This window comes from Streptomyces sp. NPDC047515, assembly GCF_040643055.1.
Classification (GTDB): domain Bacteria; phylum Actinomycetota; class Actinomycetes; order Streptomycetales; family Streptomycetaceae; genus Streptomyces.
Genome location: NZ_JBEYTM010000012.1, coordinates 48,839 through 71,601, shown reverse-complemented (window position 1 = coordinate 71,601; position 22,763 = coordinate 48,839). Strand labels below are relative to the sequence as shown.

The window sequence follows — 22,763 nt, the reverse complement described above, 5'->3', positions numbered from 1 at the left end:
GGGCGGTGACACACGGACCGCGAAACCCGGGCGGTGACACCTGGGCGGTGACACCTGGGCGGTGACGGGAAGGCGGTGACGGGGTGCGCGCTCAGAGCTGCGCGCACCCCGTCGCCGCCCGCGCGTACCCCAGGATCAGCCGTCGCGCCTCGTCCGGCGTCAGCCGGCTGTTGCGGCTGACGATGTGCAGTCCGTACCCGTCCTCCAGCGCCACCAGATTCCGGGCCACGTCGGCCGCCGGCTCCGCGAGTGTGAAGGCGCCCGCCACCGCGCCGACTTCGAGCACCGTCGTGTACAGCGCCACCTCGCGGGCGAACAGCGATGCCATCAGCGCCGCGTGCCCCGTGCTGCGTTCCGCCCGGCGGTGCAGCTCGTACAGCAGGCTGTGCTGCGGGTCGCCCGCCCCGTCCGGCTGCCCGCTGCCGATCAGCGCGCGGAGCCGTTCGACGGAATCGGTCACCGGGTCCGTGCACGCGTGGCGCGCGGCCACGTAGCGCTCGACCGCGCCCCGGTGCACCTCCAGCACCAGCTCGTCCATCTCCGGGTAGTAGTACAGGACCGAGCCTGCCGACATTCCGGCCTCGGCGGCGATGTCCTTGATCCGCAGACCTTCCAGCCCTCGCTCGGCGATGGCGCGCCCCGCCGCGTCGATGAGGGCCTCCCGTCGTGCTGCCTGATTCTTCGGTCTCCCCATGGCGGTTAATTCTCTGTTACTTCGTTCAAATAAAGCAAGTTGGCCTCGCCCAAGGTATTGACGGCTCCTTAACCCGTTGTTTGAATCCAGCTTCAAAGAACGGCGAAGGGTTTCCCGATGACCGGAAACAGCAGCACAGAATCAGCCCGACCCGATCGACCGGCCCGTCCCGTGGTGGAGCGGCGCACCATCGACGCCGTCCCGGTCACCGAACGGCACGGCCGCACCCGCGACCTGTTCACCATCTGGTTCTCCGCGAACCTCGGCCCGCTCACGGTCGTCACCGGCGCCCTCGCGCCGACCGCCTTCGGGCTCTCCTTCTGGTGGAGCCTGGCCGCCCTGCTCGTCGGGCACCTCGGCGGCGGGTTCCTGATGGCGCTGCACTCGGCGCAGGGGCCGCAGCTCGGGGTGCCGCAGATGATCCAGAGCCGCGGCCAGTTCGGCTACGTCGGCGCACTCGCCGTCGTCCTGGTCGTCATCGTCATGTACCAGGGGTTCTTCGCGTCCAACCTGGTCGTCGGCGCCCAGTCGCTCGGTCAGGTCGCGCCCGTCGGCGAACGCGCCGGGGTGCTGCTCGGCGCCGCCGTCAGCCTCGTCGTCGCCGTGGTCGGCTACCGCCTGATGCACCGGATCGGCGCCGTCACCAGCTGGGTCTTCGGCGCCGTACAGCTGGCCGGGGCGGCCTGGCTGCTGTTCGGCGGACTGCCGGACGGCTTCCTCGACCGGGGCGGGTTCAGTCTCGCCGGGTTCCTCGGCATGGTCTCCGTCGGCGCGCTGTGGCAGATCGCGTACGCCCCCTACGTCTCGGACTACTCCCGCTACATGCCCGCCGACCGCGCCGGGGTCCGCTCCACCCTCTGGTGCACATACGCCGGCTGTGTCCTCGGCAGCCTGCTCCCGATGGCCGTCGGCGCGGCCATCGGGCTGGCCGGTGGCGCCGACCCGATCGCCGCCCAGCAGGACCTCCTGGGCACTCCCCTCGCCCAGATCACCCTGTGGAGCTTCGCGATCGTCACGATGCTCACCAACTCCATGAACCTGTACGGGGCGGTGCTCTGCGCGGTCACCGCCGTCCAGACCTTCGCGCACCGCTGGCTGCCGCGCGCCACCGGCCGCGCGGTCATCGGGGCCGCGCTCACCGCGCTCTCCGTCGTGCTGGCGCTGGCCCTCGCCGACTCCTTCATGACCAGCTACCTGAACCTGATCTACGTGCTCCAGTACGTGCTGATCCCCTGGACGGCGATCAACCTCGTCGACTTCTACCTGGTCCGGCACGGCAACTACGACGTGGCGTCGTTCTTCGCCCGCGACGGCGGGATCTACGGCCGGTGGAACGTCACCGCCCTCGCCGTGTACGCCCTCGGCATCCTCGCCGAGATCCCGTTCATGGCCCAGTCCCTCTACACCGGGCCGCTCGCCCACGCCCTCGGCGACACCGACCTCGGCTGGATCGCGGGCCTCGTCGTCACCGTCCCCGCCTACCTGCTCGCCGCCCGCCTCACCGCACGCACCGCACGCAACACCCCCTCGGACGTGCCCGCACCCACCACCCCCGGAGTACCCGCCGCATGAACACGTATGCCGACTGGCAGCGACGCGCCGCCGCTCTCGTCCCCCGTACCCGTGCCTTCGTCGACGGCCGTTTCGTGGACGCCGCCGACCGGGCCGCCTTCGCCACCGTCGACCCCGCCACCGGCACCACCACCGCCCATGTCGCGGAGTGCGGCCCGGCCGAGATCGACGCCGCCGTCCGCGCCGCCCGCACCTCCTTCGACGACGGACGCTGGTCGCGCACCGACCCCGCCGTGCGCAAGCGGGTCCTGTTGCGGCTCGGCGAACTCATCGAGGCCCACGGACCCGAACTGGCCCTGCTCGACACCCTCGACATGGGCAAGCCGATCGCCGAGTCGTACGGCACCGACGTGCCCGGCGCGGCCGGCTGCTTCGCCTGGTACGCGGAGGCCGCCGACAAGCTGTACGACGAGGTGGCACCCACCCCGCCCGGCAACCTCGCCCTGGTGCGCCGGACGCCGCTCGGCGTCGTCGGTGCGGTCGTGCCGTGGAACTTCCCCCTCGACATCGCGGCCTGGAAGCTCGCCCCGGCCCTCGCCGCGGGCAACAGCGTCGTCCTCAAACCCGCCGAGCAGTCCCCGCTCTCCGCGCTGCGGCTGGCGGAACTCGCCGCGGAGGCCGGTCTGCCCGACGGTGTGCTGAACGTCGTCCCGGGCCTCGGCGAGCGGGCCGGGCGGGCGCTCGGACTGCACCCGGACGTCGACACGCTCGTCTTCACCGGCTCCACCGCCGTCGGCAAGCACTTCCTGCGGTACGCCGCCGAGTCCAACATGAAGCAGGTCTGGCCGGAGGCGGGCGGCAAGAGCCCCAACCTGGTCTTCGCCGACGCCGACCTGGACGCCGCCGCCGAACGCGCGGCCTGGGGCTTCCTCTACAACGCCGGCCAGGTCTGCTCCGCCAACTCCCGGCTCCTGGTGGACGCGGCGATCGCCGAGGAGTTCACCGCGCGGGTGGTCGAGCACGCCGCCGCCTACGCGCCCGGCGACCCGCTCGACCCGGCCACGGTCCTCGGCCCGCTCGTCGACGAGGCGCAGGCGGCCCGCATCCTCACCGCCGTGAAGGAGTCGGGCGGCGACCTGGCCTGCGGCGGAACCCGCCCCGACCGTCCGGGCGCCTACCTGGACCCGACGGTCGTCACCGGCCTCGCCCCCGACGCCCCCCTCGCCCGCGAGGAACTCTTCGGCCCGGTGCTGACCGTGCTGCCGTTCACCGACGAGGAGCAGGCGGTACGGATCGCCAACGACTCCCCGTACGGGCTCGCGGCCTCCGTCTGGACCCGCGATCTGGCCCGTGCCCACCGGGTCGCGGACGCGCTCCACGCCGGGACGGTCTCCGTCAACACCGTCGACGCACTGAGCACGGCGACCCCGTTCGGAGGGTTCAAGCAGTCCGGCTTCGGACGGGACCTCTCGCCGCACTCCTTCGACAAGTACACCGGCCTCAAGACGACCTGGATCGTGTACGCATGACGACCACCACTCCGGATGTCCTGGCCGAGATCGACCGGCGCACCGACGACCTGATCCGTCTCACAGCCGACCTGGTGGGCTTCGACACCACCGTGCGCGGCGACGCCCACGAACCCGCCCGCGACGAGGCCGACCTCCAGGATTACCTGGCGGCCCGGTTGCGCGCGGCCGGGGCCACCGTGGACGTCTTCACCCCGAAACCCGGCGACCTGCCGGAGTCCCCGCAGACCCCGCCCGGCCTCGGCTTCGACGGCCGTCCGCAGCTCGTCGCCCGTTTCCCCGGCACCGGGGGCGGCCGGTCGCTGCTCCTCAACGGCCACATCGACGTGGTCTCGGCGGAGCCCCGCCGGGAGTGGAGCAGCGACCCGTTCCGGGCCGAGGTGCGCGACGGACGGCTGTACGGGCGCGGCACCTGCGACATGAAGGGCGGTATCGCCGCCGCCGTGATCGCCGCGGAGACGCTGGCCGCTCTCGGCATCCGGCTCCCCGGCGACCTGCTGATCAACACCGCCACCGACGAGGAGTGGAACGGCGCGGGGACCCTCGCCTCGGTCGGGTACGGGGTACGGGCCGACTCCGCGGTCGTCCCCGAACCCACCGACCTCGACGTGGTCACCGCCCAGCGCGGCATCCTCGGCGGCACGCTGACCGTCGCCGGCCGCCCCGGGCACGCCGAGTACCCGCCGGGCGACTGGCGGACCGGCGGGGCGGTCAACGCCATCGAGAAGACGCTTCCCGTGCTCGTGGCCCTGCAACGCCTGCGCGAACGCTGGGCGGACGACCCCGCGCACGTCCACCCCCTGCTGCCCCCGCCCTCCCTCGTACCGACCACGATCCACGGCGGCGAATGGTGGGTGACCTACCCGGCGTCCTGCGAAGTCGGCCTGGACATCACGTACCTGCCCGTGCAGGCGGACGCCGGAGGCTGGGCGAGCAGGGTCCGCCACGACGTCGAACAGGCGGTACGGGAGGCCTGCGCCGCCGACGGCTGGCTGACCGCCCACCCGCCCCGGTTCGTCTGGGACACCGAACTCCCGCCCGCCGAGGTCGACTCCGCGCATCCGCTCGTCGGCGCCCTCACCGCGTCGGCCACCGCACTGGGCCGCACCCCGAGGCTGCTCGGCGAACCCTCCTGGACCGACGCGGCGACCCTGACCCGGCTCGGCAACACCCCGGCCGTCTGCCTCGGCCCCACGGCCACCCGCCCGGACGGCTCGCCGACCCTTCACACCATCGACGAGTACATCGAGGTCACCGACCTGGTGGACACCGCCAAGGCACTGGCCCTGGCGGCCCTGACCCTGACCACCCCGGCACCCGCACCCGCCGTCTGAGAGGACGTACGACGATGACCACCAGCCACGCAGCACTCGCCGCCACCGACCGGGCGCACATCATCCACCCCTACCTCCCCGGCACGGCCGAGGAGCGCGTCATCATGACCGAGGGCACCGGCTGCCGTCTCACCGACGCCGAGGGCCGTTCCTACCTCGACGCCACGGGCGGCCTCTGGCTGGCCCAGATCGGCCACGGCCGCGAGGAGATCGCCCAGGTCGCCTTCGACCAGATGAAGCAGCTGGAGTACTTCACCAGCTTCTGGGAGTTCTCCAACGACAAGGCCATCGCGCTGGCCGCCCGGCTCGCGTCCCTCGCCCCCGAGGGCCTGAACCACGTCTACTTCACCTCGGGCGGCTCCGAGGGCAACGAGGCGGCCATCAAGATGGCCCGCTACTACCACCACCGGCGCGGCGAGTCGTCCCGCACCTGGATCCTGGCGCGCGACAAGGCGTACCACGGCATCGGCTACGGCGGCGGCTCCGCCACCGGATTCCCCGTCTACCACGAGGGGTTCGCCCCGATGATGCCGCACGTCTCCCACCTCACCCCGCCGTGGCCGTACCGCACCGAGCTGTACGGCGGCGAGGACCCGACGGACTTCCTGATCCGCGAACTGGAGGAGCGCATCGCCGAGATCGGCCCGGAGAACATCGCGGCGATGATCGGCGAACCCATCATGGGCGTCGGCGGCATGCTCGTGCCCCCGGCCGACTACTGGCCGCGCGTCCGCGAGGTCCTGGACCGCCGCGGTATCCTGCTGATCTTCGACGAGGTCGTCACCGCGTACGGACGGGTCGGCGAGTGGTTCGCCGCCAAGCACTTCGGTGTCGTCCCCGACATCATCACCACCGCCAAGGGCATCACCTCCGGCTACACCCCGCTCGGCGCGCTCCTGGTCGCGGACAAGGTCGCCGAGGCCCTGCTCCTCGACCACGGCTTCCCGATGGGCTACACGTACAACGGCCACCCGGTCGCCGCCGCGGTCGCCCTGGCCAACCTCGACATCATCGAACGCGAGGGGCTGCTCGGCCGCGCCGTCACCATGGGCGCCCACCTCCACGCCGAACTGCAGGCCCAGCTGGGCGATCTGCCGATCGTCGGTGAGATCCGCTCCGTCGGCATGATGCTCGCCGTCGAGCTGGTCACCGACCGGGACTCCCGCACCCCGCTGCCGCTGGACCCGGCCCGGATGCCGCATGACGTGATCCGTCGCGAGAGCGGTGTCATCGTCCGCGACTCCGCGCACAGTCTGGTGCTCTCCCCGCCGCTGATCATCACGGAGGAGGAGACGAAGGAGGTGGCGGCGGCACTGCGCTCGGTCCTGGAGCGGACGTCCCCCTCGGGCGAGATCAGGGCCTAGGGTTTCTCGTCCGGGTCGGTGCCAGGCTCCAGGCCGTGTCCTGGGGGCCCGGCACCGACCCGGCCCTATCCGGAACGAAGGACCCCGGCCCCATCCCGGCCGAGCCCCGTTCGGCCTCGCCGACGCCCGACAGGCTCTGAGGTGCGGGGCCCGGCCCGGCGCCCCGTCACGGGCCGTCATGGGCAGGGGCGTCCCCTACCCGTGACGGCGCCCGCACCCATCCGCGCCCCCACTTGCCTCCGCACGCGTACGTACGTCCCTGCCCGTCCCACCCCCGAGGACCGACCGTGCCCGACAACCCGCCACCCGCCCCGGCGTCCCCCGCCCCCGCCCCCACCGCCACTTCCGTCTCCGCCTCCACCCCCCATCTCCACCGCAGCCTCCGCAGGTTCGACATCATGGCGATGGGCGTGGCCGCCGTCATCTCGTTCGACACCGTCGGGCAGATCGCCACCGGCGGGGGCGAGGCGGTCACCTGGACCGCCGCGATCGCCGTCTTCTTCCTGATCCCGTACGCGCTGCTGTTCGCCGAGACCGGTGCCGCGTTTCCGCAGGAGGGCGGCCCGTACGTGTGGGTGAAGCGGGCCTTCGGCCGGCTGCCCGCCGCCGTCACCACGCTCTTCTACTGGGTCACCAACCCGATCTGGCTCGGCGGCTCCCTGGTCTTCCTCGCCGCCGAGACCTGGGACGGCTTCGTCTTCCACCTCGGGCAGGGCACCTTCGCCGACTACGCGTTCAAGCTGCTCTTCATCTGGATCGCGATCCTGACGGCCGTCGTCTCACTGCGCCGCGGCAAGTGGATCACCACGGCGGGGGCCGCGGTGAAGGTCCTCGCCCTCGTCCTGTTCACGGCGACCGCGGTCGCCTACGGCATCGGGCACGGCTTCCGTGGCCTGGACAGCGCCTCCTTCTCGCCCACCACCGCGGGTTTCCTGGCGCTCGTCCCCGTACTGCTCTTCGCGTACGTCGGCTTCGAGGCGCCCAACGCGGCGGGGGAGGAGATGCATGACCCGCAACGCGACGTACCCGTGGCGCTCGGCCGCTCCGCGCTGATCGCCGCGGCCTGCTACCTGCTCCCCGTCTTCGCGATCCTGGCCGTCGTCCCCGCCGGGCAGGTCACCGGCATCGGCGGCTTCATGGAGGGCGCCAGGATGGTCTTCGGGGTGTACGGGCCGGCGAGCGGCGCGGTCCTGACCACGGTCGCCGTGATGTTCGTCTTCGCCCTGCTCACCCAGGGCAGCGCCTGGATGATCGTCAGCGACCGGATGCAGGCGATGGCCGCGGCCGACGGCGGCTTCTTCAGCCGTTCGCTGGGCGCCTTCCACCCCACGCTCGGTACCCCGGTCCGCACCAATCTGCTCTCCGGAGTGATCGCGACGCTCTTCATGCTCGCCGCGATGCGGCTGGCGGCCGGGGATGCGGCGGCGGTCTTCGGCGTCGTCCTCACGGTCGCCGTGACCACGCTGCTGCTGTCCTACCTGGCGATCATCCCGGCGCTGGTGGCGCTGCGGGTGCGGCACGGCGACGTGGCCCGCCCGTACCGGGTGCCGTTCGGCACCGCGGGGTTCATGTGCTGCGCGGCGCTCGTCTACGGCTGGATCCTGGTGGGGTCGTGGTCGGCGCTGTTTCCCGGGACGCTGGAGTCGGTGCTCGGCATCGGCTACGACTTCCACGCCCTCTGGGGCGTCTCCCGGCTCACGTTCGAGGGCTTCACGCTGGGCACGGTGGTGGCCCTGCTGCTGATCGGTACGGCGGGTCACGCGGTGGCCCGCAGACGCCGGGCCCCAAAACCGCTCACGGTCTGAAACGGGCCGCCCCCGGCACCGCGTCCGCACACGAGGGCGCCCCGCGCGAAACGGAGAGCAGTCCGTCCCGCGCGGGGCGCCCTTCCGGCTCCGTACCGGCCGACCGGTCAGCCGCAGCAGCCACCGCACTGGCACGGGGCCCCGGACTGGCACCCGCACCCGCAGCCGGAGCCGCAGCCGCAGGCGCCGAGGACGGTCAGGTGCACCACGTCGGCGGGCGCCTCCTGCTGGGGATCGGTCGTGGGGGAATCGGCCATGGTTCCTCCTCAGGACGTACGTCAGGGCCGTACGCCACTGCGACGCGCGCACGACCGGGGCGTACGGACAAGTCGTGCCGCCCCACCCCATTGCATGCCCACCCGGGCGGGCGCATCAACAGCGCACACGCGCAGAGATACATGTGCGACCCTGTGCGACCGCGCACGCCCTCACGTGCCCGAGGCCCCCTGGCCCGTGACCCCCGGCCCGTGAACCCCTGGCCCGTGACGCCTGGCCCCCGGTCCGTCGCCTCCGGCCTTCCGGCTACGCGCCCTCCACCGGCGTCGGCTGCTGGATCTCGTCGGCGTGCTCGCCCGTCACCAGGTAGACCACACGCTTGGCGACCGACACCGCGTGGTCGGCGAAGCGCTCGTAGTAGCGGCCGAGCAGCGTCACGTCGACAGCCGTCTCGATGCCGTGCTTCCAGCGGTCGTCCATCAGGTGCTGGAACAGCGTGCGGTGCAGCAGGTCCATCTCGTCGTCGTCCTGCTCCAGCTGGAGCGCCAGATCGACGTCCTTGGTGATGATCACCTCGGCGGCCTTGGCCATCAGGCGCTGTGCCAGCTGGCCCATCTCCAGAATGGTGGCGTGCAGGTCGTGCGGCACCGCCGATTCCGGGAACCGCAGCCGGGCCAGCTTGGCGACGTGCTGGGCGAGGTCGCCCGAGCGCTCCAGGTCGGCGCTCATCCGCAGCGAGGTGACCACGATCCGCAGATCCGTCGCCACGGGCTGCTGGCGGGCGAGCAGGGCGATGGCCCGTGCCTCCAGGTCGTGCTGGAGGTCGTCGACCTTCTGGTCCGCGGCGATCACGCTCTCCGCGAGCTTGAGATCGGCATCGAGCATGGACGTCGTCGCCCGGCCGATCGCCGACCCGACGAGCCGGGCCATCTCGACCAGTCCCTCGCCGATCGAGTCGAGTTCCTCGTGGTAGGCGTCACGCATGGAAGTCCCTCTCCAGTCCTGTGTGCAATGCCGGGGCAGGCTGTGAGCCCCACGCTGCCACCCTGGGTGGCGTACGCGTCGCCTTCCGGCCGACCAAGTGAACCAACCCTTGCCTCTCGGTGAACTCTGGGCGACGAGTGTTCGGATACGCACTCGGATGGCTGGGAGAGTCCTCCGGTACCCGCATAACCTTGACGTATGGACGTGAACGCGGCAGTCGCCGCAGCTGCGGCGATCGGCGGTGCTTGTACCGGCGTGATCGCCATGCTGGCGTTCCGCTGGAGCGAGCGCGACCTGAAGAAGCCGACGCGGACCTCCCTGCGGCCCGACAGCAACGCGCCCCTGCCCCCCGGGGTGGACACGGTCCTGTCCGTGCTCAGTTCCTCCGCGGTCGTCCTCGACGAGAGCGACAGCGTGGTCAAGGCCAGCTCCGCCGCCTATGCGCTGGGACTGGTCAGGGGCGGGCGGCTCGCCGTCGAGGCGATGCTGAGCATGGCCAGGGACACCCGGCGCGACGGTGAGATACGGCAGGTCGAACTGGACCTGCCCCGGCGCGGTACCGGCCGCGGCGAGGCCCTCGCGGTCTCCGCCCGGGTCGCCCCGCTGGGCTCCCGGCTGGTGCTCCTGCTGGTCGAGGACCTCACCGAGGCCCGCCGCATAGAAGCGGTACGACGCGACTTCGTCGCCAACGTCAGCCATGAGCTCAAGACCCCGGTCGGCGCGCTCTCACTGCTCTCCGAGGCCGTGATGGACGCGTCCGACGACCCGGAGGCGGTGGAGCGGTTCGCGGGGCGGATGCAGATCGAGGCGACCCGGCTGACCAACCTCGTGCAGGAGATCATCGACCTCTCCCGGGTGCAGAACGACGACCCGCTGGAGGACGCCGAGCCGGTCCGGGTCGACGAGCTGGTGGCCGAGGCCATCGACCGCTGCCGCCAGCAGGCCGGCTCGAAACAGATCACCATGGCAGCGGGCGGCACCGCGGAGCTCCGCATCTGGGGCAACCGCGGTCAGCTCGCCGCGGCACTCGGCAACCTCGTCGAGAACGCCGTCAACTACAGCCCCGCCCGGACCCGAGTGGGCATCGCCGCCAGGCGGCTGTCCGTACCCGGCGGGGACCAGATCGAGATAGCCGTGACCGACCAGGGCATCGGCATCTCGGAGAAGGAGCGCGAGCGGGTCTTCGAACGCTTCTACCGCGTCGACCCGGCCCGCTCCCGGGCCACCGGTGGCACCGGCCTCGGCCTCGCCATCGTCAAGCACGTGGCCGCCTCGCACGGCGGGGAGGTCACGGTCTGGAGCTCGGAGGGCCAGGGCTCCACCTTCACCTTGCGGCTGCCCGAAGCGGGCTCCGTACGGGAACGGGACCGCCGATCCGGCGGACCGCTCATCGTCAACGGCGACGAGGGTCCCTACGGACCCGCTCACCCCGATACCCGTGAACCATTCCCAGCCCCGGAGGTCCTTCCGTGACCCGAGTGCTCGTCGTCGAGGATGAGGAATCCTTCAGCGACGCCCTGTCCTACATGCTCCGCAAGGAGGGTTTCGAGGTCGCCATCGCGGCCACGGGCCCGGACGGGCTTGACGAGTTCGAGCGCAACGGCGCCGACCTCGTCCTGCTCGACCTGATGCTGCCGGGCCTGCCCGGCACGGAGGTCTGCCGTCAGCTGCGCAGCCGGTCCAACGTCCCCGTGATCATGGTCACGGCCAAGGACAGCGAGATCGACAAGGTGGTCGGCCTGGAAATAGGAGCCGACGACTACGTCACCAAGCCGTTCTCCTCGCGGGAGCTCGTCGCCCGCATCCGCGCGGTGCTGCGCCGCCGCGGTGAGCCCGAGGAGGTCACACCGGCCGCCCTGGAGGCGGGCCCGGTCCGGATGGACGTGGACCGCCACGTCGTCACGGTCGCCGGCGGCAAGGTCGACCTCCCGCTCAAGGAGTTCGACCTGCTGGAGATGCTGCTGCGCAACGCGGGCCGGGTGCTGACCCGCATGCAGCTGATCGACCGGGTCTGGGGCGCGGACTACGTGGGCGACACCAAGACCCTCGACGTCCACGTCAAGCGCCTGCGCGCCAAGATCGAGCCCGACCCCGGAGCGCCGCGCTTCCTGGTGACGGTGCGCGGTCTGGGCTACAAGTTCGAGCCGTAGACCGGCCGGTGCACCACGGCGGAGGGCGCCCCCCGAAAGGGAGGGCGCCCTCCGCCGTTCACGCGTGTGCGTACCGGGGCGCGGTCAGCCCGCCGAGGCGGACGCGGCGTCGGTCGGGGCGACCGTGTCGTCCGTGGAGTCGGACGCGCCCGGCGCACCCGGGTGCGCGGAGGAGGAGCCGGTCGGCGTCGCGGGCGACTTCGACGGCAGCGCCGGCAGCGAGCTGGGACCGAAGCCCGTGAAGTAGCTGGTCGCCGGGACGACGAACGCGCCGAGCGGGATCTCGCCGGTCGAGCTGAACTTGAAGACGACGGGCTGGACGTTGCCGGCCTGCGCGGCCTCGTGGCTGTTCTCGATCACGGCGGACGCGTTGCCCTTGCCGCCGAGCACTACCTTGCCGCCGGCCGGGACCACGATGGGTCCGGAACCCTTGGCGGCGTGCAGCTGCACCGCGACGCTCGTGCCCGGCAGGGTGACGGCGTCCAGGGTCTGCTGCTTGGTGCCGTTGTTGAACAGCGTCGCGGAGACGACGGCCGGGCCCTCGGCGCCGCGCTCGGGCTGGGTGATGACGTTCGCGTTCTGGATGCTGATGTCACCGGAGGTGGTGGCAGCAGAGTCCGGCCTGACCTTGAGCGACGCTGCGTCATTGCCCGCACCGCACGCGGCGAGTGAGGCGATCGAGAACACGATGGCGGTGGCGGCGAGAGCGCCGTGTCGAAGGCTGCGGCTCACGGCGGCGGCAACTCCTTGAATCTGCGGAGGGGTGGGGCGAGCGACGTAAAGCCGCCCTAAGGATGTGTCAGCGGCCTTAGGCTACCGAGCCGTCCCTTCCGCCCCGCACCCGACCCGCCCCTACGCGCCCCTTCGTGCTCCGGCGGTTACCGGGGCGGGTGCCCTTGGCCGGTCCCGCACCCGGCCGGGGTTTGCGGACGAAGCGCGTGCCGAAACCCGTCGACATGCACCGTTCACATATCGCCCGTGATCAATTCGTGGAGCGTGGCGCATTCCTTGCGCATAACCGATCACGGCGAGGCGCTGATCAATATCCATTGATCAACCACACTTACGTCCGTGCGGGTGATCGATGCTCGAACGGACTACGTAAAGTTCATCATCCAGAATCCGGCAAACCGGGACGTTAGACCACTTCGGAGGGGGGTTCCAGGGTGTGTGACGTGCGTGTTTCACCTCGCCCGTACAGCCGCTCCGACCTGCGAATACCGTCTCCCGGGAACCTTCCGCAGCACGTACGTGTTGCTGTTGTCAAGCCCCGAGATATGCCCTGACCTGCGAAAACGCCATTCAGGAGAAGCTGTTCTCGTGTTACCCTTGATAGCCACGGAAGGGGTACCTGTCACATGACGTTCAAGGTTGGCGACACCGTGGTCTATCCCCATCACGGGGCCGCGCTGATCGAGGCTATCGAAACTCGCCAGATCAAAGGCGTGGACAAGACCTACTTGGTGCTCAAGGTCGCCCAGGGCGACTTGACGGTTCGGGTGCCGGCGGACAATGCGGAGTTCGTGGGCGTACGCGACGTGGTCGGGCAGGAGGGGCTGGACCGGGTTTTCGAGGTGCTGCGCGCACCGTATGCCGAAGAGCCGACGAACTGGTCCCGGCGCTACAAGGCAAATCTGGAGAAGCTCGCATCCGGCGATGTCATCAAGGTCGCCGAAGTGGTTCGCGACCTGTGGCGTCGTGAGCGCGAGCGTGGACTCTCCGCAGGTGAGAAGCGGATGCTCGCCAAGGCTCGCCAGATTCTGGTGAGTGAGCTCGCGCTCGCGGAGAACACGAACGAAGACAAGGCCGAGGCTCTGCTCGACGAGGTACTCGCGTCCTGAACCGGCACTCGCCGGCCTCGAAAAAATGTGCCGCGGTGCCCGCTGACAGCCGTATTTCACGGTATGTCGTCGGGCGCTGCGGCATGTCTGGATTCAGCCATGGTGTGTCCGGATTTCGTCCCGACTCACCGATGCGTTGGCTTCATCGCCAATCCCCCGGATACGTTGCTCGCGATCTTGTGCAGTCGATCCCGAACGGCCGGTGCGGCTGGTCCGACTCGACCGGATGTCACGGAAGGGCCCGGTCGAGTCGGGGCGTGGCGCCCGGCTCGCTTGTGGCCATACCCATGTCGGCCGTGGAAACAAACATGCCGAAGCTTCGGAGTACAACCGATGTCTGATCTGTCGCGTCCGTACCGCACGGCCGCCGTGATTCCCGCGGCCGGCCGCGGCGTACGGCTCGGCCCGGGGGCCCCCAAGGCGCTCCGCGCGCTGGGTGGCACGCCCATGCTCATCCACGCGGTACGGGCCATGGCGGCCTCCCGTTCCGTCTCCCTGGTCGTCGTCGTCGCGCCGCCGGACGGCGCCCCCGAGGTCAAGAACCTGCTCGACGAGCACGCCCTGCCCGAGCGCACCGACTACCTCGTCGTGCCGGGCGGCGACACCCGCCAGGAGTCGGTGCGCCTGGGCCTGGACGCCCTGCCCGAGGACGTCTCCGTCGTCCTCGTCCACGACGCGGCCCGCCCGCTGGTGCCGGTCGACACGGTGGACGCGGTGATCGAGGCGGTACGGGACGGCGCGCCCGCCGTCGTCCCCGCGCTGCCGCTCGCCGACACCGTCAAGGAGGTCGAGCCCGGAGCGCCGGGGGAGCCGGAGCCGGTGCTCGGCACGCCCGTGCGGGCCCGGCTGCGCGCCGTGCAGACCCCGCAGGGCTTCGACCGCGGCACGCTCGTGCGCGCCCATGAGACCGTCGCCGTCAGCGGCGAGGGTGCCACGGACGATGCGGGCATGGTGGAGCGGCTCGGGGCGCCCGTCGTGGTCGTCCCCGGGCACGAGGAGGCGTTCAAGGTGACCCGGCCGCTGGACCTGGTGCTGGCCGAGGCGGTACTGGCGCGCAGGAGGGCGAACGATGGCTTCTGAAGAAACGATGCCCTCCGGGGAACGGACCGGGCCGGTGATCCCGCTGGTCGGGATCGGTACCGACATCCACGCCTTCGAAGAGGGCCGTGAACTGTGGTGCGCGGGGCTGCTGTGGGAGGGCGAGGGGCCCGGTCTGGCCGGGCACTCCGACGCCGATGTCGTCGCGCACGCCGCGTGCAACGCGCTCTTCTCGGCCGCCGGGCTCGGCGACCTCGGGCAGCACTTCGGCACCGGGCGGCCCGAGTGGTCCGGCGCCGCCGGGGTCACCCTGCTGACCGAGGCGGCGCGGATCGTGCGGGCCGCGGGCTTCGAGATCGGCAACGTCGCCGTACAGGTCGTCGGCGTACGGCCGAAGATCGGCAAGCGGCGCGACGAGGCGCAGCGGGTGCTGTCGGCGGCCGTGGGGGCGCCCGTCTCGCTCTCCGCCGCCACGTCCGACGGGCTCGGCTTCACCGGTCGGGCCGAAGGCCTCGCCGGGATCGCGACGGCGCTGGTCCACCGCACGGGCTGATCCACCGCGCGGCCCCGCCCCGTCGTCCTCGCCGGACACGCCCGGCTGGCGCCGCGCCGGGCTCCCGTCACCCGGACGGCCGACTCCCGCGGCTCCGTGCGCGAGGTCTTCGGCAACGGCCCCTTCCTCGCGTACGACCACCCCTCCGGCGGGCGGGAACGGGAAGCGGGAGCGCTGGAACGGGGTTGGGATACGGGTAGGAGCACACCGATCCCCCTGGGAGGACGTACGCCATGACCGCCGCACTCTCCGCAGAACTCAAGGCGCTTCTCGACACCCCCGTCTTCGTCACCGTCGCCACCGTCCAGCCCGACGGCAGCCCTCAGGTCTCCCCGGTCTGGGTGAAGCGCGACGGCGACGACCTGCTCTTCTCGACGACCGTCGGCCGCCGCAAGGAGCGGAACCTGCGCCGGGACCCGCGGGTCTCCGTCGTCGTGCAGCCCTTCGCCGCTCCGTACACGTACGCCGAGGTGCGCGGCACCGCCGAACTCAGCACCGAGGGCGGTCAGGAGCTCATCGACGAGCTGTCCGCGAAGTACACCGGCAAGAAGTACGCGGAGTTCAACCCCTCGGCCGCCGACGACGCCGAGCGCGTGGTCGTCCGGATCACCCCGCGAAAGGTCGTCGGCCGGATCTGAGGCCTCCCGGTGCGCCGACCACGAGCGGTCGGCGACGCCCGCGAGCGGCACATCGCGGGGAGACACCCCGCCGCGACAAACTTTTCCCCGCGATCCCCGAGGGGTCGCGGGGCACTGGTGCGCGCCCACTACCCTTGAGGCGTGACTATTCGCCTGTACGACACCAGCGCCCGGCAGATCCGTGACTTCGTACCGCTCACCGCGGGCTGTGTCTCGATCTACCTCTGTGGCGCGACCGTGCAGGCCGCCCCGCACATCGGGCACATCCGGTCCGGGCTGAACTTCGACATCATGCGCCGCTGGTTCGAGTACCGCGGCTACGACGTCACGTTCATCCGGAACGTCACCGACATCGACGACAAGATCATCGCGAAGTCGGCGGAACAGGGCCGCCCCTGGTGGTCCATCGGGTACGAGAACGAGCGGGCGTTCAACGCCGGCTACGACGCGCTCGGCTGCCTCCCGGCCACGTACGAGCCGCGAGCGACCGGCCACATCACCGAGATGATCGAGATGATGCGCGGCCTGATCGAGCGCGGTCACGCCTACGCGGCCGACGGCAACGTCTACTTCGACGTGCGCTCCTTCCCCGGCTACCTGGAGCTCTCCAACCAGGACCTGGACGATCTGCGCCAGCCGTCCGGCGAGGGCGAGACCGGCAAGCGCGACCAGCGCGACTTCGCGATGTGGAAGGCGACCAAGCCGGGCGAGCCCAGCTGGGAGACCCCGTGGGGCCGCGGCCGCCCCGGCTGGCACCTGGAGTGCTCCGCCATGGCCCACAAGTACCTCGGCACCGCCTTCGACATCCACGGCGGCGGCATCGACCTGATCTTCCCGCACCACGAGAACGAGATCGCCCAGGCCAAGGCGTACGGCGACGAGTTTGCGAAGTACTGGGTGCACAACGGCTGGGTCACCATGTCCGGCGAGAAGATGTCGAAGTCGCTGGGCAACTCGGTGCTGGTCAGCGAGATGGTCAGGGCGTGGCGCCCGATCGTGCTGCGCTACTACCTCGGCACCCCGCACTACCGGTCGATGATCGAGTACAGCGAGGAGGCCCTGCGCGAGGCCGAGTCCGCGTTCGCCCGGATCGAGGGCTTCGTGCAGCGCGTCACCGAGAAGGCGGGCGAGACGATCGAGCCCGCCGGCGAGGTGCCGCCCGCCTTCGCCGAGGCGATGGACGACGACCTGGGTGTCCCGCAGGCGCTCGCGATCATCCACACCACGGTCCGGCAGGGCAACTCCGCGCTCGCCGCCGACGACAAGGAAGCCGCCGTCGCCCGGCTCGCGGAGGTCCGTGCGATGCTCGGTGTCCTCGGCCTCGACCCGCTCGACGAGCACTGGGCCGGCGAGAGCGACCGCGGCGACGATCTGCACGGCGTCGTCGACACGCTCGTGCGCCTGGTCCTGGACCAGCGCCAGTCGGCCCGCGAGCGCAAGGACTGGCCCGCCGCCGACGCCATCCGCGACCAGCTGGGCCAGTCCGGTCTCGTCATCGAGGACAGCCCGGCCGGACCACGGTGGACACTCGGCCCGCGCCAGTAGTCCATCCCATGTGCCGTCCGGCCCTCCGGGCGGCACACTTCACTTACGTACGCATGTCTGAGCAGAAACGAAACAGGTAGGTCATGGCCGGGAACAGCCAGCGCAGGAACCGCCGCACGTCCAACAAGAAGGGCGCGCAGGTCGGCAGCGGTGGGCAGCGACGCCGTGGCCTCGAAGGCAAGGGCCCGACGCCTCCCGCCTCCGCCCGCAAGGGACACAAGAAGAACCGCATCGTCAACGCCCAGGCCAAGCAGGCCGCGGCCCGCCGCCCCGCGCCCCGGCGCGGCGGCGTCAAGGGCACGTCCGAGATGGTCGTCGGCCGCAACCCGGTCTACGAGGCCCTGCGCGACGGCGTTCCGGCGACGACCCTGTACGTCCAGCAGTACATCGACAATGACGAGCGGGTCCGCGACGCGCTCCAGCTCGCCGGTGAGCGCGGCAACATCAATCTGATGGAGGCCCCGCGCGTCGAACTGGACCGGATGACGAACGGCCTGAACCACCAGGGCCTCGTCCTCCAGGTCCCGCCGTACGAGTACGCGCACCCGGAGGACCTCACCGCCGCCGCGTACGACAACGGCGAGGACCCGCTGATCGTTGCCCTTGACGGCGTCACCGACCCGCGCAACCTGGGTGCGATCGTCCGCTCCGTCTCCGCGTTCGGCGGGCACGGCGTGGTCGTGCCCGAGCGGCGCGCGGCCGGCATGACGGCAGGCGCGTGGAAGTCCTCGGCGGGCACGGCCGCCCGTACGCCGGTCTCCCGGGTGACGAACCTGACCCGGGCCCTGGAGGGCTACCAGAAGGCCGGTCTCACGGTCGTCGGCCTCGCCGCGGACGGCGAGCACACCGTCGAGGACCTGGAGGCCCTCGACGGCCCCGTCGTCATCGTCATCGGCAGCGAGGGCAAGGGCCTGGGCCGCCTCGTCGGCGAGACCTGCGACTACCGGGTCCGCATCTCGATGCCGGGCGGCGCGGAGTCGCTGAACGCCGGTGTCGCGGCCGGGATCGTCCTGTACGAGGTCGCGCGGCGCCGGGCCTGAGACGCACCCGGACGGGGGGCGGCCGACCGGGGCGCCCCCCGTTGACGGGTCTCGGACACATCGGGCCCGTCAAGGCAGTGTCCTAAACACACATCACTCGGTTAGATGAGTGTGGACACCAGAACGCCTCGGTTCGACGAACAACCCGCCCTGAGTATGACCAAGGTGGACTGCGACCCCGCGCAGGTCATCGTCAACCACGCCAGCTTCCGGGTACAGCTCGCCCCCGGCCAGCGCACGCGGCTGCGCGGTCTGGCCTCCGCGGGCGCGCCCAGGATCCCCGCCATGAGCGGCGGCGCCGGAGCGGTGCGCGGCAGGCGCGCGCCCGTCGTTTGGAGCGGCAGGTCCGCCCCGGGTGATCCCGGCGCCACCGGGCTCCTCCAGGCCGTACGGAACTCCACCGCGGGCCGCCCGACCTCCGCGTACGACTCCTACGATCCCTACGCCCCCCGCACCGGCCACGACTTCGACGGCGGGCTGGGCGGCACCCAGGTCATCGAGCGCCTGGAAGAGACCCAGCCCAACCCCGTCATCACCGCACCCCACCAGCCGGGGCGCCACGGCAACGGCCCGCTGCTGCCGCCCATGCGCCGGGCGGTCGGCGCCTACGATCCGCTCGACACCGGACCGCACGGCCGCGCGGCGTACGACGACGGCGACTACGACGACGCGTACGACGACCTCACCGAGGCCCGGGGCCGACGGCACGGCAACGACTCCGTGCGGCACGCGTACTACCCCGGTCGCCGTATGAACCTCGGCGTCGTGCTGCTGCCCATGCGCGTGTTCCTCGGCTTCATCTCCATCTACGCCGGCATGGGCAAGCTGTGCGACCCCGTCTACTTCGATGGCGGCGAGCGCGGCTCCATGGTCAAGTGGCTGACCTCGCTCCACCCTTGGGCGCTGGCCGAGCCGCTGCGTGACTTCGCGCTCTCGCACCCCGTCGGCGCCGGACTCACCGTCGCCTTCCTCCAGGTCGTCGTCGGAGTCCTCACCGTCCTCGGCCTCTGGCAGCGCGTCGCCGCCTCCGTCGGCGCGCTCCTCTCCGCCGTCCTGCTGGTCACCGTCAGCTGGCGCACCGTCGCCGTCTACGACGCGCCCGACATCATCTACCTCGCCGCCTGGAGCCCGCTGATCATCGCGGGCGCCCCCGTCTACTCCGTCGACGGGCGGCTCGCCGGCGAGGCCTGGCGCAGGCTCGGCCCGCGCTCGGCGATCTGGGACCTCCGCCGCCGGGTGCTGCGCCGGGGTGCCGTCGTCGCCACCGTGGTCGTCGGGCTCACCCTGCTCGTGGGTTCCATGCTCGGCGGCGCGGTCCGTTCCTCCGGGGTCGTCACCGTGCCCGGTCCGAACGGCAACCCGACCAACCAGCTCCCCGGCTCCCCGCTCCCGCAGGAGTCCCATGGCCGCCGGGCCTCCCACATGCCCGACGGGCGGCATCCCTCGCCGTCCCGCAGCAGTGCCTCCACCACTCCCTCGGCCAAGGCGTCCACGCCCGCCGCGGAATCCGTACGCGAGTCCGGCCAGGCGGCCGGTGCCGGGCAGCCCAGCCAGACCCAGGGCACCGTGCAGCAGCCCCCGCAGCAGACGGCCCCGCAGCCGCCTCCGTCCGGCAGTTCCGGCCCGAGCTCCTCCGGCTCCACCGGCGCCGGCGGGAGCTCCGCGACCGGCGGATCGGACGGCGGCAGCGGCTCCACCGGCGGTACGTCCGGCGGCGGCGGGCAGAACCCCATCGGCGGTCTGCTCGGCTGAGCCGCCGGGTCGGCGCAGGACGGAGGGGCGGTTTCCGGAACGAACCGGTGACCGCCCCTCCGTCGTGCCTCGTCGCGTGCCGCTACTGCCCGTCGAGCTCCTTGGCGGCCTCGGTCAGGTCCTTCGCGGTGTCGATGGCCCGCCAGTACGCGCCGTGCGGCAGCGGATACCCGGCCAGCCTGCGCTCGCGGGCCAGCCGAGGGAACGTCGTCCGCTCGTGGTCGCCCCGGTCCGGCAGCAGGGTGGTGAACGCGGGAGAGAAGACGTACACACCGGCGTTGATCAGATACGGGGAGGGCGGCGACTCGATGAAGTCGGTGATGTGTCCGAACGCGTCCGTCTCCACGGCGCCCCAGGGGATGCGGGGACGGGCCAGGGCGAGGGTGGCGATCGCGTCGCGCTCGGCGTGGAACGCGGCCATCTCGCGCAGGGAGAAACGCGTCCAGATGTCGCCGTTGGTCGCGTACCAGGGCTCCTCCGGATCGGGGAGCCGGGTGGCGGCGTACTTGAGCCCGCCGCCGCGTCCCAGGGGCTCGGACTCCACGACCGTCGTCACGCGCAGCGGCAGCACCGCCGAGTCCAGCCACTCCTGGAGCACCTCGGCCAGATGACCGCACGACACCACGGCGTCGGTCACGCCCTCGGCGGCCAGCCAGGAAAGCTGATGGCCGATGATCGGAGTCCCGGTGCCCGGGATCTCGACCATCGGCTTGGGGCGGTCATCGGTGTACGGGCGCAGCCGCGATCCCTGGCCACCTGCCAGGACCACGGCCTGCGTCGGATACGTATGCATGCCAGGCACGATATGCGGTGCCCGGACAGGGCCGTCAGCTGAACTGCGCGACGCCCGAGGCGAAGGACGTGTCGCAGACGGGCCGCGAGAACCTGTGGGCCCGCGTCGGACCGTACTGCTCGACGGCCGCGCGGCCCAGCGCCCTGGCGATCGACATGCAGTGCTGGGCGAGCGAGGGGCGGGCCTCGACGGAACGCTGCAGGTCCGTCAGGGCGACACCCGGGTCCTGCTCCCGGAGCTCCAGGAGCAGCCGGTCACGGAGGAGGTCCTGCGGGGTGCGCGTCCGGGCACGCTTCGAGACGTCCTGAGCGGAGGCGGCCAGGACCTGGGACTCGGAGTTGTGCGCTGCCCACGGCACGCTGGTGACGGCGAGGGTCCCGGAGAGGACCATCACGACGGGCAGTACGAGAGCGAGGGATCGGCCGATACGGCGAGCGGTGTGGGTCACGCAGTGAGCGTAGCGGGCAGTGATGATTTGGCGACCTTACGTCACCCGTGAGAGGGATGGTTCGACGGTGTCTTTCGAATCGCGCGTTGACGGGCCGCAGTGAAATGCCCGGTGTGCCGGGGAATTCGGCACCGTACGGATTCAAACCCGGACGCGCCCCGCGCCGCGCGAACGGCCCCGCACGATGTACGTGCGGGGCCGTCGTGGTGCGGGTGTGCGGGCGTCAGTCGGTGAGACGCTCACCCGTCGAGGTTGAGAAGACGTGCAGCTCGTCCGGGCGCGGCACGACGTGCAGCTTGGTGCCCTTCTCCGGAACGGCGCGGCCGCCGACGCGGACGACCAGGTCCTTGTCCTCGCTGCCGACCCGCGCGGAGCCGTAGACGAAGCCGTCGGCGCCGAGCTCCTCGACGACGTTGACCGAGACGGCCAGACCGGCCGGGGCGTCGGCGCTGTCCTTGGAGAGGGACTTCGCGGCGGCGCCGCCGTGCTCGACGATGTCGAAGTGCTCGGGGCGGATGCCGACCGTGACGGTCGTGTCGCCCTTCTCCGCAGCGGCGGAGAGCGCCTCGCGGGAGACCGGGACGACGCTGTTGCCGAACTTCACGCCGCCGTCGGTGATCGGGACCTCGACCAGGTTCATGGCGGGGGAGCCGATGAAGCCGGCCACGAAGAGGTTCGCCGGCTTGTCGTACATGTTGCGCGGCGAGTCGACCTGCTGGAGCAGCCCGTCCTTGAGGACCGCGACACGGTCACCCATGGTCAGGGCCTCGACCTGGTCGTGCGTGACGTACACGGTCGTGATGCCCAGACGGCGCTGGAGCGAGGCGATCTGCGTACGGGTGGAAACGCGGAGCTTGGCGTCCAGGTTCGACAGCGGCTCGTCCATGAGGAAGACCTGCGGCTCACGCACGATGGCCCGGCCCATCGCGACACGCTGCCGCTGACCACCGGAGAGCGCCTTCGGCTTGCGGTCCAGGTACTCGGTCAGGTCCAGCATCTTGGCGGCCTCTTCGACCTTCGCCCGGATGTCGCTCTTGTTGACCCCGGCGATCTTGAGCGCGAAGCCCATGTTGTCCGCGACGGTCATGTGCGGGTAGAGCGCGTAGTTCTGGAACACCATGGCGATGTCCCGGTCCTTCGGGGGCAGGTGCGTGACGTCGCGGTCACCGATGCGGATCGCGCCGCCGTTGACGTCCTCAAGACCCGCGAGCATGCGCAGGGAGGTCGACTTGCCACAACCGGAAGGACCGACGAGGACGAGGAACTCACCGTCCGCGATGTCGATCTCCAGCTGGTCCACGGCCGGCTTCGTGGAGCCGGGGTAGACGCGGGACGCCTTGTCGAACGTGACACTGGCCATGCTGAATCTTCTCCTTCACCGGCAGGAACGTGCCGGACGATCCGAGTAAGGGAGTGGTCTGGTCCACTTGGGTGAATCCTCAGCGACGCTACCTGGACATTTGGAATCTGTCAGTAGTTCGAGGACCGCGAAATTTTGGGACCGCGCGGGGTGCGGTGTTGGTTACA

General features: G+C 71.2%; 21 protein-coding genes. 14 read left to right on the top strand and 7 right to left on the bottom strand.

The annotated features are described in order from the left end of the window. Positions 1-91: 91 nt before the first annotated feature. Positions 92-694 (bottom strand): TetR family transcriptional regulator, encoded by a 603-nt coding sequence (locus tag ABZ826_RS13065; RefSeq protein WP_361446449.1) that lies wholly within the window; start codon positions 692-694, stop codon positions 92-94. A gap of 117 nt (positions 695-811) precedes the next feature. On the opposite strand from ABZ826_RS13065, the gene ABZ826_RS13060 reads away from it, so the two are divergent. The 5 genes from ABZ826_RS13060 to ABZ826_RS13040 all read left to right on the top strand — a co-directional run bounded on the left by ABZ826_RS13060 (position 812) and on the right by ABZ826_RS13040 (position 8,238). Then, on the top strand, positions 812-2,266 hold the full coding sequence (locus tag ABZ826_RS13060; RefSeq protein WP_361446448.1) for a cytosine permease: 1,455 nt from the start codon (positions 812-814) through the stop codon (positions 2,264-2,266). Continuing rightward, complete coding sequence (locus ABZ826_RS13055) at positions 2,263-3,735, top strand: aldehyde dehydrogenase (protein WP_361446447.1); 1,473 nt, start codon at positions 2,263-2,265, stop codon at positions 3,733-3,735. The genes ABZ826_RS13060 and ABZ826_RS13055 overlap by 4 nt, the downstream gene beginning before the upstream one ends. Beyond that, complete coding sequence (locus tag ABZ826_RS13050; RefSeq protein ID WP_361446445.1) at positions 3,732-5,069, top strand: ArgE/DapE family deacylase; 1,338 nt, start codon at positions 3,732-3,734, stop codon at positions 5,067-5,069. The genes ABZ826_RS13055 and ABZ826_RS13050 overlap by 4 nt, the downstream gene beginning before the upstream one ends. Positions 5,070-5,083: 14 nt before the next feature. Next, positions 5,084-6,433 carry an aspartate aminotransferase family protein gene (locus ABZ826_RS13045; RefSeq protein ID WP_361446443.1) on the top strand — a complete coding sequence of 450 codons (1,350 nt, stop codon included), beginning with the start codon at positions 5,084-5,086 and terminating at the stop codon, positions 6,431-6,433. A gap of 287 nt (positions 6,434-6,720) precedes the next feature. Then, on the top strand, positions 6,721-8,238 hold the full coding sequence (locus ABZ826_RS13040) for an APC family permease (RefSeq protein ID WP_361446441.1): 1,518 nt from the start codon (positions 6,721-6,723) through the stop codon (positions 8,236-8,238). Positions 8,239-8,345: 107 nt separating this feature from the next. Here ABZ826_RS13040 and ABZ826_RS13035 read toward each other — a convergent pair whose 3' ends face one another. After that, positions 8,346-8,495, bottom strand: coding sequence for a hypothetical protein (locus ABZ826_RS13035; protein WP_351075307.1), 150 nt, complete (start codon positions 8,493-8,495; stop codon positions 8,346-8,348). A gap of 265 nt (positions 8,496-8,760) precedes the next feature. After that, positions 8,761-9,438, bottom strand: a complete 678-nt coding sequence (gene phoU / locus ABZ826_RS13030) for a phosphate signaling complex protein PhoU (RefSeq protein ID WP_361446439.1) — start codon at positions 9,436-9,438, stop codon at positions 8,761-8,763. 198 nt (positions 9,439-9,636) lie between these two features. On the opposite strand from phoU, the gene ABZ826_RS13025 reads away from it, so the two are divergent. Continuing rightward, positions 9,637-10,911, top strand: a complete 1,275-nt coding sequence (locus ABZ826_RS13025; protein WP_361446437.1) for an ATP-binding protein — start codon at positions 9,637-9,639, stop codon at positions 10,909-10,911. Next, the gene (locus tag ABZ826_RS13020; RefSeq protein WP_072487966.1) at positions 10,908-11,588 is read left to right on the top strand and encodes a response regulator transcription factor; all 681 of its coding nucleotides are present in this window, start codon (positions 10,908-10,910) and stop codon (positions 11,586-11,588) included. The genes ABZ826_RS13025 and ABZ826_RS13020 overlap by 4 nt, the downstream gene beginning before the upstream one ends. Before the next feature lie 84 nt (positions 11,589-11,672). On the opposite strand, the gene ABZ826_RS13015 is transcribed toward ABZ826_RS13020, so the two are convergent. Further along, on the bottom strand, positions 11,673-12,320 hold the full coding sequence (locus tag ABZ826_RS13015; protein ID WP_361446434.1) for a DUF461 domain-containing protein: 648 nt from the start codon (positions 12,318-12,320) through the stop codon (positions 11,673-11,675). A 626-nt stretch (positions 12,321-12,946) separates the two neighbouring features. Between ABZ826_RS13015 and ABZ826_RS13010 the strand changes: the two genes are divergently transcribed. The 7 genes from ABZ826_RS13010 to ABZ826_RS12980 all read left to right on the top strand — a co-directional run bounded on the left by ABZ826_RS13010 (position 12,947) and on the right by ABZ826_RS12980 (position 19,995). Continuing rightward, on the top strand, positions 12,947-13,429 hold the full coding sequence (locus tag ABZ826_RS13010; RefSeq protein ID WP_006380568.1) for a CarD family transcriptional regulator: 483 nt from the start codon (positions 12,947-12,949) through the stop codon (positions 13,427-13,429). Positions 13,430-13,762: 333 nt separating this feature from the next. Next, positions 13,763-14,509 (top strand): 2-C-methyl-D-erythritol 4-phosphate cytidylyltransferase, encoded by a 747-nt coding sequence (ispD, locus tag ABZ826_RS13005; protein WP_361446432.1) that lies wholly within the window; start codon positions 13,763-13,765, stop codon positions 14,507-14,509. After that, positions 14,499-15,020, top strand: coding sequence for a 2-C-methyl-D-erythritol 2,4-cyclodiphosphate synthase (ispF, locus tag ABZ826_RS13000; RefSeq protein ID WP_361446430.1), 522 nt, complete (start codon positions 14,499-14,501; stop codon positions 15,018-15,020). Before ispD ends, ispF begins: the two co-directional genes overlap by 11 nt. A 233-nt stretch (positions 15,021-15,253) precedes the next feature. Continuing rightward, entirely contained in the window at positions 15,254-15,658 is a 405-nt protein-coding gene (locus ABZ826_RS12995) for a PPOX class F420-dependent oxidoreductase (RefSeq protein ID WP_361446428.1), read from the top strand. A 141-nt stretch (positions 15,659-15,799) separates the two neighbouring features. Beyond that, complete coding sequence (gene cysS / locus ABZ826_RS12990) at positions 15,800-17,203, top strand: cysteine--tRNA ligase (protein ID WP_361446426.1); 1,404 nt, start codon at positions 15,800-15,802, stop codon at positions 17,201-17,203. An 83-nt stretch (positions 17,204-17,286) separates the two neighbouring features. Beyond that, complete coding sequence (gene rlmB, locus ABZ826_RS12985) at positions 17,287-18,243, top strand: 23S rRNA (guanosine(2251)-2'-O)-methyltransferase RlmB (RefSeq protein WP_361446424.1); 957 nt, start codon at positions 17,287-17,289, stop codon at positions 18,241-18,243. Between the two features lie 105 nt (positions 18,244-18,348). Then, positions 18,349-19,995 (top strand): DoxX family membrane protein, encoded by a 1,647-nt coding sequence (locus ABZ826_RS12980; protein ID WP_361446422.1) that lies wholly within the window; start codon positions 18,349-18,351, stop codon positions 19,993-19,995. A gap of 82 nt (positions 19,996-20,077) precedes the next feature. Here the strand turns inward: ABZ826_RS12980 and ABZ826_RS12975 are convergent, their stop codons facing one another. The 3 genes from ABZ826_RS12975 to ugpC form a co-directional block, all read right to left on the bottom strand. Next, on the bottom strand, positions 20,078-20,788 hold the full coding sequence (locus ABZ826_RS12975) for a nucleotidyltransferase family protein (RefSeq protein ID WP_361446420.1): 711 nt from the start codon (positions 20,786-20,788) through the stop codon (positions 20,078-20,080). 34 nt (positions 20,789-20,822) lie between these two features. Next, positions 20,823-21,236: a hypothetical protein gene (locus ABZ826_RS12970; RefSeq protein WP_361446418.1), complete on the bottom strand. Its 414-nt coding sequence runs from the start codon at positions 21,234-21,236 to the stop codon at positions 20,823-20,825. Between the two features lie 223 nt (positions 21,237-21,459). Further along, complete coding sequence (gene ugpC / locus ABZ826_RS12965; protein ID WP_361446416.1) at positions 21,460-22,596, bottom strand: sn-glycerol-3-phosphate ABC transporter ATP-binding protein UgpC; 1,137 nt, start codon at positions 22,594-22,596, stop codon at positions 21,460-21,462. Between the last annotated feature and the right edge of the window lie 167 nt (positions 22,597-22,763).